Below are 14,758 nucleotides of genomic sequence, written 5' to 3' on the forward strand. Positions count from 1 at the left end.
GGCGCTCGTCCGAAGGGCTCGCTCACGCGGAGGCGGGTCGCCGTGCAGCTGAAGGTGAGGGTTATATGCCAACGAGCGACCCGGCTACGCGTTCGCGATCGCGCCATACGATGAGCACTGCGCTATAGGCGTCACGGATGGCCGACGGGGGTGAACTGGTCAAGGCCACCGAGCGATTGCTCGAGGGCAGGCACGGGAGGCTAGGGGCGGCCGCGTTGCGGGCAGCCCTGGTCGACCTCTACGAATTCTGGTTGGGCAAGGGCGCCACGATGGCCGGCGTCGACACCGCTGATCCCGGTGTCGCGCTGGCCGCCGTGGGCGGCCTCGGGCGCAGCGAGCTGGTGCCCTTCTCCGACCTCGATCTGCTGTTGCTGCACAACGGCAACTCCCGGGTCGGCAAGATCGCCGACGCGCTCTGGTATCCGTTGTGGGACGCCAAGATCGGCCTCGACCACTCGGTCCGCACGCCGGGCGAGGCGCTGAAGGTGGCGTCCGAGGACCTGCGGACCGCGATGGGGCTGCTCGACATCCGGCATATCGCCGGGGACGCCGAGATCACCGCCAGGCTGGCGGCCGCGGCCCGGGATCAGTGGCGGCGGACGGCGCGGAAACGGGTCGGCGAGCTGTCGGACGCGGTGCGTCAGCGCTGGGCCCGCAGCGGCGAGATCGCGCAGTCCGCCGAACCCGATCTCAAGCACGGCCGAGGCGGGCTTCGCGACTTCGCCGTCCTAGAGGCGATGGCGGCGGCGCAACTGACCGCGAGGCCCGGTGAGGAGCTGCTCGCGGCCAAGGGACTGCTGCTCGACGTCCGGACCGAGTTACGCCGGGAATTGCGCCGGGAGCGGGACATCCTCAGCGCGCCGGAAGCCGAGACGGTGGCGGGCGAACTCGGGTTCGGCGACCGGTTCACCTTGGCGCGCAAGCTTTCCGGCGTCGGACGGACGATCGCCTACGCGGTCGACGTGGCGCTTCGGTCCACTGTGGAACCACCCAGGACGCGGTTCGGACGACGGCCGTCGCGGACACCGCTCGACGAAGGCGTGGTCCTGCACGGAAACGAGGTCGCGCTGGCGCGGGACGCGGTGCCCGCCAAGGATCCGGCGCTGCTGCTGCGGGTCGCCGCGGCGTCGGCCCGGATCCGCAAGCCCATCTCGCACGGGACCCTGCGGGCGCTCGCCGAGACGGCGCCGGAACTGCGCGCGCCGTGGCCCGCCGACGCCCTCAAGGCGCTGGTGGAAATGCTCGGCGCGGGGGAAGGCCTGATCGACGCCGTGGAGGCGCTCGACCGGACAGGCCTGTGGGCGCGGCTGTTCCCCGAATGGGGTTCGGTGCGGGATCTCCCGCCGAGGTCGCCGGTGCACGCGTGGACCGTCGACCGGCATCTCGTGCGGGCCGCGGTGGAGGCGTCGAAACTGACGACCACCGTTTCGCGGCCGGACCTGCTGCTGATCGGCGCGCTGCTGCACGACATCGGCAAGGGGCGCGACGCGGACCATTCCGAACTCGGCGCGAAGATCAGTGCCCAGGTGGCGGCCCGCCTCGGGCTTTCGGAAACGGATGTCGCGCTGGTTTCGGCGATGGTGCGGCATCACCTGCTGTTGCCGCACACCGCGACGCGGCGGGACATCAGCGATCCGGCCACGATCCAGCGGGTGACGAAGACGCTCGACGAGAACTTGGTCCTGCTGGAATTGCTGCACGCACTGACGACGGCAGATTCGTTGGCCACCGGACCGGGCGTGTGGACCGACTGGAAGGCCCGGTTGCTCGCCGAACTCGTGTCCGGTTGCGAGGAGGCGTTGCACAGCAAGGGTTTTGTGCCGCCGGAGCCGATGGGCGCCGAACAGCGGGAACTCGTCGCCGAGGCCGTCGCTTCCGGCCGCGGCGAGGTGCGGATCACCGCCGCCGGCAAGGTCGTGACCGTCGTGTTGGCGGTCCCGGCGCGTGCGGAACTGCTGGCTCCCGCCGCCGGAGTGCTCGCGCTGAACTCCCTGGAGGTCCACGCGGCGGTGCTGCGCGGGCACGACGGAGGACGGGCGGGCGTGTTCACGGCGTCGCCGAAGTTCGGCTCACTGCCCGACGTCACGTTGCTGCGTGAGCAGTTCGCGCGGGCGGTGGCCGGGACGCTGCCGCTCACCCAGCGGCTCGCGGCGAAGGAACGGGACTACGGCGGTGCCGAGACGTCGTCGGCCGGGGCGAAGGTGATCTGGTTCGACGACGAGACCAGCGGTCAGGACACGGTCGTGGTCGAACTGCGGGCCGCGAACCGGATCGGGCTGCTGTACCGGGTCGCGGGCGCGCTGCGGCGGTGTGAGGCGGAGGTGCGCTGGGCGAAGGTGGCCACGCTCGGTGGCGCGGTCGTCGACTCGTTCGCCGTCGCACCGCGGACCGGCCGGGTCGACCAGGCCTGGCGGTCGAAGATCGAGGCGGCGTTGCTGTCGGCCGCTTCCTGATCGGAGATGATCGTTTGCCCCCGCCTCGGTGGGGGTAGGCCAGAGGCGTGCCGGACCCCACGCTGCTCGCGCTGGGGTCCGCGCTGTCCTACGGGTTCGTCGACTTCGCGGGCGGCCTGCTCGCGCGGCGGGCGGATTTCGTCGCCGTCGCGTTCGCGGGGCAGGCGGCCGGGTTCGCGTTCATGGTCGGTGCCGCGCTCCTCGTGACGCCGCAAGCCCCGGCGGTCCCGGACCTGGCGTGGGGCGCGGCTTCCGGTGTGGGCACCGGGATCGGCATGGTCCTCCTGTTCCGGGGGATGACCAGGGGTGCGTTGAGTGTCGTGGTGCCGATCAGCGCGGCCGGGAGCGTGACCCTGCCGGTGATCGTCGGGGTGGCACTGCTCGGCGAACGTCCGTCGGTACCGGCCTTGGCCGGGATCGGCGTGGCGATCGTCGCGTTGTGGGCGGTCTCGCGCTCCGGCGACGGTGATGGACCGGCAATGACGCCTGCCGCCCGCGACGCGCTCATCGCGAGCGCCGGGTTCGCCGTCCAGTACCTCGCCCTCGCGCAGGCGGCGCCGCAAGCCGGTCTCTGGCCGGTGGTGGCGAGCAGGCTCGCCGCGACGCTGACGATCCTGCCCATGGCCCTGCCCGCCGGGAAGGGCCTGCGTCTTCCGCGGCGCCTGGCCGTCCTTTCCGCGGTGAACGGATGCTTCGCCGCGCTTTCGCTGATGCTGTACATGCTCGCCACCCGGCAGGAATTGACCACGATCGCGGTGGTGCTCGCGTCGTTCTACCCGGTCGTTCCCGTGGTGCTCGGCATCGTGGCGTTGCGTGAACGGCCGTCCCGGATCCAGGCAGCCGGGCTCGCCGGTGCCGCGGTCGCGGTGGTCCTGCTCGGGCTCGGCTGACGTCGACCGGGGTGTCGCGGGGATGGCGGACGGTAGCGGTGGCAGGATGTTCGCGGTCGGGACCCGAAGGATCCGGAGGGGCGGTGAGCGCGTGCTGGGGCACGAGCAGAACGCACCCGGACCGCAGCGGCTCACGCTGCCGCCGACGGTCGTCGCCTCGCACCTCCGTGGCTGCGCGGACGACCTCGCCACTTCCCTGACCGCGTCGGGCACCGCCGCGACCGTGCCCGAACTGCGCCAGGTGGTCGAGTACCTCGTCGCCGGGCAACAGGCCTTGGCCGCCGCGCTCGAAGGCATGGCCGTCCGGGTCGAAGAGGCCAGTGAGGGCGCGTTGGCCGCCGCTCCCCAGGTGGACGTCGAGGTCGTCGCGGAAGTACTCCGTGCGGCCGCCACCGCTGTCGGCTGTTCGGCCGAAGCGCTCGCCGAATCACGTCCGTCATTCGAATGTGTGAGCGAATCAGTAGCCCCTGACACCCGTTTGTAGCTGTCCCGTCGCTTCGGCGCGTGGATACGCTGATCAGGCGGAGGTGGGCCATGCGGGCGGTATGGAAAGGCACGATCGGCTTCGGGACCTATGCCATTCCGGTGAAGGCGTACAGCGCGACCGAAGAGCACAACATCCCCCTCCACCAGGTGCACGAGCCGGACGGCGGCCGGATACGGGTGAAGTGGGTCTGCGAGGTCGACGGCGCCGAGGTCCCGCCGACGGAAATCGTCAAAGGCCACCCCGTCCCCGGTGGTGACGTGGTTCTGCTGACCGGCGGCGACTTCGCGTCGCTGATCGCGCCGACCACCCAGTCGATGGACGTCGTCGGTTTCACCCCGGCCGAGCAGGTCGACCCGATGTACTTCGCGCGCAGCTACTACCTCGAACCAGAGCCGGCGGGCACCAAGCCGTACGTGCTGCTGAGCGAGGCACTGCAGCAGTCCGGCCGGATCGCGATCGTGAAGGTGACCCTGCGGCAGCGCGAGACGCTGGGCGCGCTGCGCGTGCGGGACCAGGTGCTCGTGCTCGAGACGATGCTGTGGCCGGACGAGATCCGGCGGCCCGACTTCCCGTTCCTGCACGAGGACGTCGACCTGCGGCGCGGGGAGCTGCGAAACGCGGTTTCGCTCATCGAGGACCTCACGCGGGACTTCGAGCCCGGCAGGTACACCGACCGCTATCGGGAAGCGCTGGAAGCGCTCATCCAAGCCAAACTCGACGGCGACGACGTCCTCCAGCCGACCGCCGCCGAACAGGCGGAAGGCGTGACGCGGCTGCTGGCGGCTCTGCAGCGAAGCGCGGTCGAAGCCGACCGTGACCCGGTCGAAAAAGCCACGGAAGCGTCAGGCAAGGCGCGTGAAGCGCGTACTCGCGCCAAGAAGGCTTCGGCCAAGACCAAATCCCGCGCCAAGACCAGTTGAGTAGTTCTACCCAGGGATAGTTGGGGGTCTTCACGCTGCCGTGACCCCACGGTGACCGGGCATTGTTGTGCCATCGCGCGGCGAGCGCGCGGGGAGGCGAATCGCCTGGTACTGGGGGTCCGGCGAGCCGATTTCCCGCGAACCTCGCCAAGTGTGCTTACGGTCGGCTCGCGGGGAGGCGAGCCTTCCGTAGGGGCTCCGATACCGGCTTGCGAGGGGCGGCCGGTCTCGGAGCCCTTCTTTTGCCGGAGTCCTGCTTCAGAGTCGTTTGGCGGCGCGGAACGCCTTGGCGTAGGTGCCTTCGCCATCGATCAGCGACACACCGCCGGCGTCGCCGAACGTCGGCCCGTTGGCGACCTTGCGGCTGGACAGCACCCGCCGCCTCCCATCGACATCGATGCCGAGGTAGATCCCGGTGTGCGAGACCTGTGGCCCGAGGTTCGGCTCCAGATTGAAGAAGAGGATGTCGCCGGGCTGCAGTGCCGAGTAGTCCGTGGCCTGTTTCTTGGTGTCCGCGATCACTCGCGTCCCGGGACCGAGTTCGGACATCGCCCAGGCGCGTCGCGGTAGGCCCGGCCCCTTCGTGTTGCTGCCGAGCATCGGATAGCCCGCGCGGTAGCCGTAGACCATCCGCACGAAACCGGAGCAGTCGAGCGAACCGAACCGCGCCGGTTCCGCTTTCTCGTGCTTGTCGGGGAAATCCCAGTCGACGCCGAGGTAGTCGTAGAAGTCCGACTTCTCTAGCCGTCCTTCGGCGCTGTCGGGGCCGAAGTTGGCGTCGCCGCCTATCCGGAGCTTCTTGACCGTCTGAGGCGCCGCACCGTCGGTGTATTGCAGTGCGATGGCGAGGAGGTCCGGTGAGGTGTCACCGACGGCCTTGGGCAGCCAGTCGCGGAACCACGGTTCCTTCTCCGCTCCTTCTTGCCAGGCCTGCGGCGCGAAGCGGATCCACGCCGACGAGGTGACGGTGACCGTGGTGAACTTCGGCTCGGTGAAGGTCCGGCTCCGGCCGGTCAGCATGACCGTGCGCGAGCCGTCGGTGAACGACGCCAGCTGCGTGCCGGCGGAATCGCGGACGATGGTCCGGCCGGGGGCTTCGAGGCGCTCGTACGAATACTCGCCGGTGGCCGCGGCACCCGGCGTGACCAAGGCCGCCGACATGGCGGTGATGTCCTGCTTTTCCTGCGTGGCGACGTAGACCGCGGCGGTTCCGGACACGCCGATCACCGCGGCCAGTACGCCGATCCGGATTCCCCTGCCCATCGCCTGCCTCATAGTTCGGGGACCAGCCCGACCAGCACTCCGCTGATCAGGATCGCGTAACAGCCGAGGCTCACCCCGCCGGTGGCGAGGACGGTCGCGGCCGGCGGCTGCCGGACCAGCTGGTAGGCCACCAGACCGGGCACCACGAACCCCAGGGTCTGATGCACGAACAACAGCGGGAAGTCGGCCTGGAGGAAGAGCAGCAAGGTCGTCTGCAGCACGACCCCGAGCAGCACGACCGCGGCGAACAGCCTCTTGCCGTACAGGATCACCACCCGCTGCAGCACTTTCGTGCCCGCGTAGGTCAGCGCGGTCATCAGCACGATGATCGCCGCCCGCCGGAAGTCCTCGACGATGGTCAAGGCGATCCACCCGGGGGTGATCATGCCGCCGGGGGACAGGTTCGTGGTCAGGTAGCAGACCAGTGACAACAGCAACCCGATGGCGAGGCCGATGGTGGCGACTTCGGGCGAAAGGGACATGGTGTGCATCAGGAGGCGACCGCTTCCAGTTTGGCGAGTTCGTCTATGAGGAGTTCGCCCTGTCCGTGGATGTTGCCGATGGCGACCAGCGACGCCTGCCGGTCGATACCGCCGACGATCCTGCGCAGCAGCTCCTCCGGCGGCCGTGAGCCACCGAGGTCGAGGACGCGGTCCTGCCATTCGCTCGGGATCGCGTTCCGCGCGCTGCGCGTCGGGTCGCCGATCAGCACCACGCGTTCCGGGGCGATACGCGGGATCAGCGCGCCCATCTGGCCGTTGCGCTCGACCCGGTCGGGGCGGCAGTTGATGATCACGTGGAGCGGATCGGCGATCGCGCCCTGCGCGCGGAGCTGGTCGATGTTCATCAACGTCGATTCGGGGTCGTTCGCGGCGAAGACGTTCGCGAAGCGGAGCCTTCGCCGCCCCGCGCGGTAGTGGTGGACCTGGAGGACGCCGGGGTCGGGCGGTGCGGCCCACATGCCTTCGAGCGCCAGCCGCCGGTTGACCTTGAGCAGGTCGGCGACGGCCAGCGCGATGGCGACGTTCTCCTTGAACGTGATCCAGCTGAAGCCGCGCATCTCCTCGTCGGTGACCGTCTCGGGGTCGACGGCGATCAGGCGGCAGTTCCGCTTGTCCGCCTCTTCCTGGAGGATCGCGAGCCGGTCCTTCTCCGCGGTGAGGCAGATCCCGCCGATCGGCATCGAGCGGCTCAGCGAGCGCGCGACGTCGTCCAGCGTCGGGCCCATCTCGGCGAGGTGGTCCTCGCGGACGTTGCACAGCACGCCGATGGTGGACTGGATCAGCTTGCTCTGGTTGATCTCCTGAAGGTCCGGCATGACGGCCATGCACTCGATCACCAGCGCGTCCGGCCGGTACGCGGCGGCGCGGCGCACGATGCCGATCTGCTCGACGACGTTGGCGATACCGAACTTGCGGTAGACCGGCTCTTCGCTGCCGTCGGGGTGGATGAACCGGGCCGCGGTGCCGGTGGTCTTCGCGGTCGTCACCAGCCCGCCGCCGCGGAGCGCACCCGCGCAGAGCCGGGTGATCGACGACTTGCCGCGGATGCCGTTGACCAGCACCCGCGTCGGGATGCTGTGCAGGTTCCGGTAGTGGTTGCGTTGCTCGGCGATCCCGGCGGCCAGCATCGCCGCCGACGCGGTGAGCAACACGAAGTAGAGAAACGTCACTTGGGGCTCCGGCCCCGTTCGGCCAGGTGTGGTTGCCGGCTTTCGCCCGGCACCCGCTGCCGCCGCCGCGGCGGCAGCGGCTGTTCCGGGCGGGGTTCGTCGCGGGCGACCCGGGGGAGGTCGCGGCGCGGCCGCGCCGGACGACGGGGCGCGACACGGGGTTCCGGCCGCCGTTCGGCCTTGGGCGCGTCCTTCACCCGCTGGAGCAGCGTGGTCTCGTCGGTCGCCGCGCCCGCCGGACGGCGGACCTCGCCGAGGCGCGCCTTGCCCTCGGTCAACGCCTGGCGGCAGATTTCGACGCAGGACGCGATACTGCCGATCTCGTCCTGGCGCTGCGGGTAGACCACGGCACCCAGTCCGACGCCCTTGGCGATCGGCACGGCGGATTCCGCGACGCGGCGCAGCGGCCGGATGACGACGAGCAGATGCCAGGCGAACAACATCAGCGCGACGACGGCGGTGAGGAGCGCGGCCACCCGGGCACCCGCCCGCACGGTGTTGTCCGAGACGCCGAGCGAGCCGATCGGCTGCTCGGCGACGACGACCCACTTCAGCTCGGCCACGCTGCCCTCGTCGGCGAGGCGCTCCGCCGCGACCAGTGCCGTCGCCGTGGTTTCCCGGGCGGTTTCACCGGTCTGCGCGGCGGCGACGTTCTTGACCAAGACGGGGTCGGTGAGCTGGGAGAAGGCGAAGTAGCCCTCGGTGTCGGCGATGGTGCGCTCGCCCTCGTCGACCACACGGATCCGGCCGCCCGCCGAGCTGAGCATCGAAGCCATCCGCGGCACGTCGTATTCGCCGACCAGGGCCTGTGCCGAGTCCGGCAGATGCGTGAAGGCGTAGACCACGGGTACGCGACCGCTGGTGTTGTGCTGGCGCAGGCCCGCGCCGTCGGGGAGCTTGCCCGGTTCGCGCAGTGCCTCACGCCCGGCCGACTGGAGTACCCCACCGTCGGCGTCGGTCAGATAGACGCTGCGGAACCGGCTTTCGTTCAAGGAGAGCTGCTCGAGCATGCCGCGCAGCTGGTCCGGTTGTTTGCCCGCGCTGAGCCTCGCGACGGCCCGCAGGTCGCCGAGACCTTGGGAGAGGCTTCGGCGGAGCGTGTCGGCCGAGTGCGTGACGCGGCCGTCGTACTCGCTCAGCACGGTGGGCGAGACGGCGGCGTTCTGGCGACCGAGGGTCGCGGCGACGGTGACCGACCAGCCGAGCAGCGCCAAGGAAACGAGCGCGACGACGGCCTGTGCGGAGATGAACGGCTTGACCTTGGCACCGACCTTGCGCCGCCTGAGTTTCGCCCGGTATCGCTCGACGGCACGGGTCAGCCGGTTCACCTCGTGGACGCGGGATTGCCGGACCGGCCGGTCGAGCACCCCCGCCGCGACGGCGAGCGCGTCGGCGCGCAGGCGCAGGATCGGGGCGACGACCGTGCGCCGCAGCAGCACGAAACCCCCGATGGCGAGGACCAGCAGCGCGACCGCCGGGAGCAGGCCCGGCCACCGCGCGGGGACCGGTTCGACCGGGAAACGGCTGATGGTGACGGCGGTCAGCCCGAGACTGCCCGCGGTGCCGTCGGAGGTGACGGGGGCGAAGGACACGACCGGCGCGATCCGCCGGTCCGGTTCGGCGGGCTCGGCCGTGGCGTCACCGGTGAGCGCGCCCGACTCCCCGGCCGCCCCGGCGGCGGTGGCGCGGGTGAGGAGCTCCTGTGCCGTCCGGTCGTCCTCGGGCACCTCGGCGCCGTATGAGTAGAGCAGTGCGCCGTCCGGGGTGACCAGCCGGATCTGTTGTTTCGCGTCCTTGTCGAGCTCGGGCTGCACTCCCCGCAGCGCGGTCGAGACGACGAGGAGCTTGCCCGCGCGGGCACCGGTGAGCGGGAGCGCCGTGAGGACGAGCGGGGAGTCGCCGGGCCGGACGATCGGGCGGACCGTGAGCGTGGAGACGGCGACGTCGCGAAGGTTCTCGACGGCCACCGGTTCGCCGTGGGTGGCCAGCACCTTCCGGGCGGCGGGATCGAAGACGACGAGGCCGCGCCAATCCGGGTAGGTCTCGCCGAGGCGGTTGAGGACGGCGTCGTCATCGGGGTCGTCGAACAGTCCGGAACCGGTGCTGACCCGCAGATCGCCGGCGGCGGCGGTGGCGGAGGTGGCCAGTGCCTGCGCGAGGGCGACGGTCGCGCGCCGCTGGCCCTCGGTGACCTCGTCCGGAACCAGGTCACCGGATTCCCCGCCGATCGCCGAAAGCGGACCGGAGGTGGACAGATAAAGGGCGGTGAAGGCGGTGATCAGCAACAGCAGGACGAAACCCGTCGCGGACGCGACCCCCACGCCACGCGGAAAACCCGCCTCGGGGATCTGATCGCGAAGACGCGCCACCGGGTCGAGCTGGTCCTTCTGCCGATTCACGTGGCCCCCAGGCCTTTCACTTCGACGATCGGGGGTGATCGCGGCCCGGGTCGGCCACTAGCGGAACCCGCACCCAATCGGGTTACACGCGGATATCAACTTTGCCCTCAGTGACGTTACAACTCACCTCAACAGGGACAAAACGCGGCCAAGGCTACCTATTCGGGTGAGCCAGTAGGCTTCGGGTGGTGATCAGCCGAAAGCGGATGTTGCTGAGTGTGACCGGTATCGCTGTCGCGCTGGCCCTGGTGCTCACCCTCGTGCTGATCCTCGGCGACGACAAGTCACCCAAGCCCCCTCCGGCGCCGGACGGGCCGCTGCGGCCCGTGGTCGGCGAGTTCACCTCGACGCTCTCCGCCGAGCAGGATTACCGCTCGCCGAAAGCCGACGAACGTCGCGAAGCGGCTGTCGGCTTCACCACCCTGCTGGACGCCGGGCGCGCGGCGCCGTCCGCTCTCGAAAAGCTCGGGTTCTCGGTGCGAGACGGTGTGGACGCGGAGACGGGGCGGCCGTACACGATCGCCTTGAACGAGTCCGGCACCGAGCGGGCCTGGGGGATGTACCTGATCGACCGCTCCGCACCACCGTCACTGGTCATCGAGGTCCCGCATCCGGCGTCGGACCTGAGGACGGAATTGTTCGGCCTCGACTACTTCCAGCGGGTGCCGGGCGCGGTCCTGCTGATCGCGGGCGCGCACCGGAAGGCCGACGACGGCCACGCCGACGTCGCGCATGAAGTGGACTCGATGTTCCACGTCGTGGCCGCGACCCTCGCCGGACGCGGGATGACACAGGTACAGCTGCACGGTTTCGACGACCAGAACATGCCGGACGACGACATCGTGCTGTCGGCGGGAATGTCGGTGGCGGGGGAGCCCATCCGGCGCGCCGCGGACCGGCTCGCCGGCGGCGGGTTCTCCGTTTGCCGGGCGTGGGTTTCGTCGTGCGGCGCGCTGGAGGGAATGAAGAACGCGCAGGGCAAGGCGGCGGCCGAGGAGGGCACGGCCTTCCTGCACGTGGAGATGAGCCGCACCGTCCGCGAGTCCGGCCCCGCCCGCGCCGGCGTGATCCGCGCCCTCGCCGAAGCCGATCTCCGCGAACCCTGAGCCGCGGTCGGCCGCAACCGCGTCAAACGCCGACCTCGCACACCGACTACCCTGGAAAGCCGCCGGTCCGTGCCGGCACGCCACAACGACCCAGCTGGAGCGTGCACACCCGTGTTCGACACCCTCTCCGATCGGCTCACGTCCGCCCTGCAGACCCTGTCGCGCAAGGGCAGGCTCTCCGACGCCGACATCGACGCCACCGCGCGTGAGATCCGGATCGCGCTGCTCGAGGCGGACGTCGCGCTGTCGGTGGTCAAGGACTTCATCGCCCGGATCAAGGAGCGCGCCAAGGGCGCCGAGGTGCACGGCGCGCTGAATCCGGCGCAGCAGGTCATCAAGATCGTCAACGAGGAACTCGTCACCATCCTCGGCGGCGAGACCAGGCGGCTCACGTTCGCGAAGAACCCGCCGACGGTCATCATGCTCGCGGGTCTGCAGGGTGCCGGTAAGACCACTCTCGCCGGCAAGCTCGCGCTGTGGCTGAAGAAGCAGGGACACGCGCCGCTGCTGGTCGCCTGTGACCTCCAGCGCCCCAACGCCGTCACGCAGCTGCAGGTCGTCGGCGAGCGGGCCGGGGTCACCACGTTCGCGCCCGAGCCCGGCAACGGTGTCGGCGACCCGGTCGACGTCGCCCGCCGCGCCATCGACGAGGCCAAGCGTGCCCAGCACGACATCGTCCTGGTCGACACCGCCGGCCGTCTCGGTGTCGACGAAGAGCTGATGAAGCAGGCCGCGGACATCCGCGACGCCGTGTCGCCGGACGAGACGCTGTTCGTCGTCGACGCGATGATCGGTCAGGACGCGGTCACCACGGCCGAGGCGTTCCGCGACGGCGTCGGGTTCACCGGCGTCGTGCTCACCAAACTCGACGGTGACGCCCGCGGTGGTGCCGCGCTGTCGGTCCGCCAGGTCACCGGTCAGCCGATCCTGTTCGCGTCGAACGGTGAGAAGCTCGAGGACTTCGACCTCTTCCACCCGGACCGGATGGCCAGCCGGATCCTCGGCATGGGTGACGTGCTCAGCCTCATCGAACAGGCCGAGGAGCATTTCGACCAGGAGAAGGCCGAGCAGACCGCGGCCAAGCTCGGCAGCGGCCAGCTCACCCTGGAGGACTTCCTCGAGCAGATGCTCGCGGTCCGCAAGATGGGCCCGATCGGCAACCTGCTCGGCATGCTGCCCGGCGCCGGGCAGATGAAGGACCAGCTCGCGCAGGTCGACGACAAGCATCTCGACAAGCTGCAGGCGATCATCCGCGGCATGACCCCCGCCGAACGCGACGACCCGAAGATGATCAACGCTTCGCGCCGTCTGCGGATCGCGAAGGGCTCCGGCGTCGCCGTCCGCGATGTCAACGAACTGGTCAACCGGTTCTTCGAGGCGCGCAAGATGATGGCGCAGATGGCGGGCCGGTTCGGCTTCGGCGGCGGAGGCGGCGGCAGCAAGAACCGCAAGGGCAAGAAGGGGAAGAAGGGCAAGGGGCGCGGTCCGACGCAGCCCAAGGTCCGCGGCGGCTTCCCGGGCGGCATGCCGATGCTGCCCCCGGGCGGGATGCCCGGCGGTCAGGGTGGACCGGGTGGCCTGCCCGACCTCTCCCAGCTCGGCGGGTTGAACGACGTACCGGGCTTCGATCCCAAGAAGTTCAAGTTCCCGAAGGACAAATAGGCGTGGAGGCGCTGCATCTGGCGGGCGTCGTCCTGCCGGACGGCGAGCACCGCGAGCTGTGGGTCGCCGGCGGCCGGATCACGAGTGAACCGGTCGCCGGGGCGGAAACCGTTGTCCGGCAAGGCTTTCTCGTGCCCGGACTGGTCGACGCGCATTGCCACCCCGGGATCGGCGTCGGCGGCGCGACCACGCTGGAAGAGGCTGCTGAGCAGGCGATCACCGATCGCGACGCCGGCACCCTGCTGATCCGCGACTGCGGGCTGCCGATCGACGTCCGGCCGCTGCAGGAGCGCGCCGACCTGCCGCGGATCATCCGCGCCGGACGGCATCTCGCTCTGCGCAAGCGCTACATTCCCGGCCTCGGCATCGAACTCGATGACCCTGCCGAACTGCCGAAGGCGGTCGCCGAGCAGGCCCGCGACGGCGACGGCTGGGTCAAGCTGGTCGGCGACTGGATCGACCGCGGCGTCGGCGATCTCGCACCGCTCTGGCCCGACGACGTCCTCGCCGAGGCCATCGCCGCCGCGCACGCCGAGGGCGCCAAGGTGACCGCGCACGTCTTTGGCCAGGCCGCGTTGCCCGGCTTGATCGACGCGGGCATCGACTGCCTCGAACACGGCACCGAACTCCTCCCGGACCAGCTGGGTGTCCTCGCCGAACGCGGGATCGCGCTCGTGCCGACGCTGATCAACATCGACAACTTCCCCGGAATCGCCGGCAAGGCGGGCAAATACCCGGTATACGCCGACCACATGCGGGCACTGCACGCCGGCGTAGGACAGATGGTCTCGACGGCCATCGAGGCCGGCGTGCAGGTGTACGCGGGAAGCGACGCGGGCGGCATGGTCGAGCACGGCAGGCTCGTCGACGAGATCGAGGCACTGCACAAGGCGGGCATGTCCGCCGAACAGGCGCTCGCTTCGGCTTCATGGGCGGCCCGCGAATGGCTTGGCGTGCCAGGAATCGTCGACGGCGCTTCGGCCGATCTGCTGGTCTACCCGTCCGATCCGCGTGAGAATCTCGCGGTGCTGCGGCATCCGAGTCACATCGTCCTGCGTGGCAAGATCTACGCCTGACCCGACTCCACCCGTGACCGGAGCGGCACTTAGCGTGGAGGCGTGGTGGACGACGGGCAGACTCGCGAGCGTCTGGTGCTCGGAGCGCACTGGGGATTCGTAGCGTTCTTCGCGGGCATCGCCGGATACCACCTCGTCACCCTGGTCATGAGCTTCCTGATGTCGGGCCGCTTCGGCGGCTACGACCCGCTCGAACTCCGCGACGTCGGTCCGCTGCTGATCCTCGCGTTCCTGCCGACCCTCGTACTCGGCCTCGGCCCGGTGGCCGGTTCCCGGGTCTGGGGACAGGGACTCCGTGCGGACTTCGGGCTCAAACCCACTTGGCGTGACGTCCGGATCGGACTCGCCTGCGGGGCGGCCGCGCTCGCCGCCGGCTACCTCCTCAACCTGCTCCTGCTCGCCGTCTACGGGACCGACAGCACCGACAGGACCATTTCCGACGTCTCGCCCGGCCCGATCACCGAACTGTCCGGCACCACCGGAGGCGACACCGTCTGGCTGGTGGTGGCCGCGGCCATCGTCGTCTTCGCCGCCCCGGTCACCGAAGAACTGCTCTTCCGCGGCACGCTCTGGAACGCGATGGGCTTCCACCGGCTGCCCTCGTGGGTGATCCTGCTGGTCACCGCTCTGGTGTTCGCCCAGCTGCACGGAGAGGCCGCGCGCACGATCGCGTTGTTCGGCCAGGGCATCGCCATCGGCCTCGCCCGTTATCTTTCCGGCCGGGTGAGCGCGGCCGTCATCGCGCACGCGGCCAACAACCTCCCGCCGGCTGTATTGCTCTTCAGCGGCGGGCTGATTGCCACTCCGGGCGGCTAGAGTCTGGGAGTAAC

General features: G+C 70.1%; 12 protein-coding genes. 8 read left to right on the forward strand and 4 right to left on the reverse strand.

Annotated elements, in window-relative coordinates; genetic code table 11:
* The first annotated feature begins 137 nt into the window (after positions 1-137).
* Genes ACZ54P_RS36700 through ku form a run of 4 tightly spaced genes read left to right on the forward strand, consistent with a single transcriptional unit; the run spans position 138 to position 4,750 of the window.
* Positions 138-2,453 carry a [protein-PII] uridylyltransferase gene (locus ACZ54P_RS36700; RefSeq protein ID WP_465466215.1) on the forward strand — a complete coding sequence of 772 codons (2,316 nt, stop codon included), beginning with the start codon at positions 138-140 and terminating at the stop codon, positions 2,451-2,453.
* A 47-nt stretch (positions 2,454-2,500) separates the two neighbouring features.
* The gene (locus ACZ54P_RS36705) at positions 2,501-3,343 is read left to right on the forward strand and encodes an EamA family transporter (protein WP_465466216.1); all 843 of its coding nucleotides are present in this window, start codon (positions 2,501-2,503) and stop codon (positions 3,341-3,343) included.
* A 22-nt stretch (positions 3,344-3,365) separates the two neighbouring features.
* Positions 3,366-3,827 (forward strand): hypothetical protein, encoded by a 462-nt coding sequence (locus tag ACZ54P_RS36710; protein WP_465466217.1) that lies wholly within the window; start codon positions 3,366-3,368, stop codon positions 3,825-3,827.
* A 50-nt stretch (positions 3,828-3,877) separates the two neighbouring features.
* On the forward strand, positions 3,878-4,750 hold the full coding sequence (ku, locus tag ACZ54P_RS36715) for a non-homologous end joining protein Ku (protein WP_465466218.1): 873 nt from the start codon (positions 3,878-3,880) through the stop codon (positions 4,748-4,750).
* Between the two features lie 258 nt (positions 4,751-5,008).
* On the opposite strand, the gene ACZ54P_RS36720 is transcribed toward ku, so the two are convergent.
* Genes ACZ54P_RS36720 through ACZ54P_RS36735 form a run of 4 tightly spaced genes read right to left on the reverse strand, consistent with a single transcriptional unit; the run spans position 5,009 to position 10,084 of the window.
* Positions 5,009-6,013 (reverse strand): NlpC/P60 family protein, encoded by a 1,005-nt coding sequence (locus ACZ54P_RS36720; protein WP_465466219.1) that lies wholly within the window; start codon positions 6,011-6,013, stop codon positions 5,009-5,011.
* 8 nt (positions 6,014-6,021) lie between these two features.
* Entirely contained in the window at positions 6,022-6,504 is a 483-nt protein-coding gene (locus tag ACZ54P_RS36725) for a poly-gamma-glutamate biosynthesis protein PgsC/CapC (protein WP_465466220.1), read from the reverse strand.
* Positions 6,504-7,685, reverse strand: a complete 1,182-nt coding sequence (pgsB, locus tag ACZ54P_RS36730) for a poly-gamma-glutamate synthase PgsB (RefSeq protein WP_465466221.1) — start codon at positions 7,683-7,685, stop codon at positions 6,504-6,506. Before pgsB ends, ACZ54P_RS36725 begins: the two co-directional genes overlap by 1 nt.
* Entirely contained in the window at positions 7,682-10,084 is a 2,403-nt protein-coding gene (locus tag ACZ54P_RS36735; protein WP_465466222.1) for a HAMP domain-containing protein, read from the reverse strand. The genes pgsB and ACZ54P_RS36735 overlap by 4 nt, the downstream gene beginning before the upstream one ends.
* A gap of 188 nt (positions 10,085-10,272) precedes the next feature.
* On the opposite strand from ACZ54P_RS36735, the gene ACZ54P_RS36740 reads away from it, so the two are divergent.
* The 4 genes from ACZ54P_RS36740 to ACZ54P_RS36755 all read left to right on the forward strand — a co-directional run bounded on the left by ACZ54P_RS36740 (position 10,273) and on the right by ACZ54P_RS36755 (position 14,744).
* Positions 10,273-11,190: a hypothetical protein gene (locus tag ACZ54P_RS36740; RefSeq protein WP_465466223.1), complete on the forward strand. Its 918-nt coding sequence runs from the start codon at positions 10,273-10,275 to the stop codon at positions 11,188-11,190.
* A gap of 111 nt (positions 11,191-11,301) precedes the next feature.
* On the forward strand, positions 11,302-12,852 hold the full coding sequence (ffh, locus tag ACZ54P_RS36745; RefSeq protein WP_465466224.1) for a signal recognition particle protein: 1,551 nt from the start codon (positions 11,302-11,304) through the stop codon (positions 12,850-12,852).
* A 2-nt stretch (positions 12,853-12,854) separates the two neighbouring features.
* Positions 12,855-13,928 (forward strand): amidohydrolase family protein, encoded by a 1,074-nt coding sequence (locus ACZ54P_RS36750; protein WP_465466225.1) that lies wholly within the window; start codon positions 12,855-12,857, stop codon positions 13,926-13,928.
* Between the two features lie 45 nt (positions 13,929-13,973).
* Positions 13,974-14,744: a lysostaphin resistance A-like protein gene (locus ACZ54P_RS36755; RefSeq protein WP_465466285.1), complete on the forward strand. Its 771-nt coding sequence runs from the start codon at positions 13,974-13,976 to the stop codon at positions 14,742-14,744.
* Positions 14,745-14,758: the final 14 nt, after the last annotated feature.

It is taken from the genome of Amycolatopsis sp. NPDC034160 (assembly GCF_055575355.1).

Bases quoted from the DNA above. Each gene is read 5' to 3' on its own strand.
- ACZ54P_RS36700 (WP_465466215.1), top strand. From the start codon at position 138: ATGGCCGACGGGGGTGAACTGGTCAAGGCCACCGAGCGATTGCTCGAG.
- ACZ54P_RS36710 (WP_465466217.1), top strand. From the start codon at position 3,366: ATGGCGGACGGTAGCGGTGGCAGGATGTTCGCGGTCGGGACCCGAAGG.
- ku (WP_465466218.1), top strand. From the start codon at position 3,878: ATGCGGGCGGTATGGAAAGGCACGATCGGCTTCGGGACCTATGCCATT.
- ACZ54P_RS36720 (WP_465466219.1), bottom strand. From the start codon at position 6,013: ATGGGCAGGGGAATCCGGATCGGCGTACTGGCCGCGGTGATCGGCGTG.
- ACZ54P_RS36725 (WP_465466220.1), bottom strand. From the start codon at position 6,504: ATGCACACCATGTCCCTTTCGCCCGAAGTCGCCACCATCGGCCTCGCC.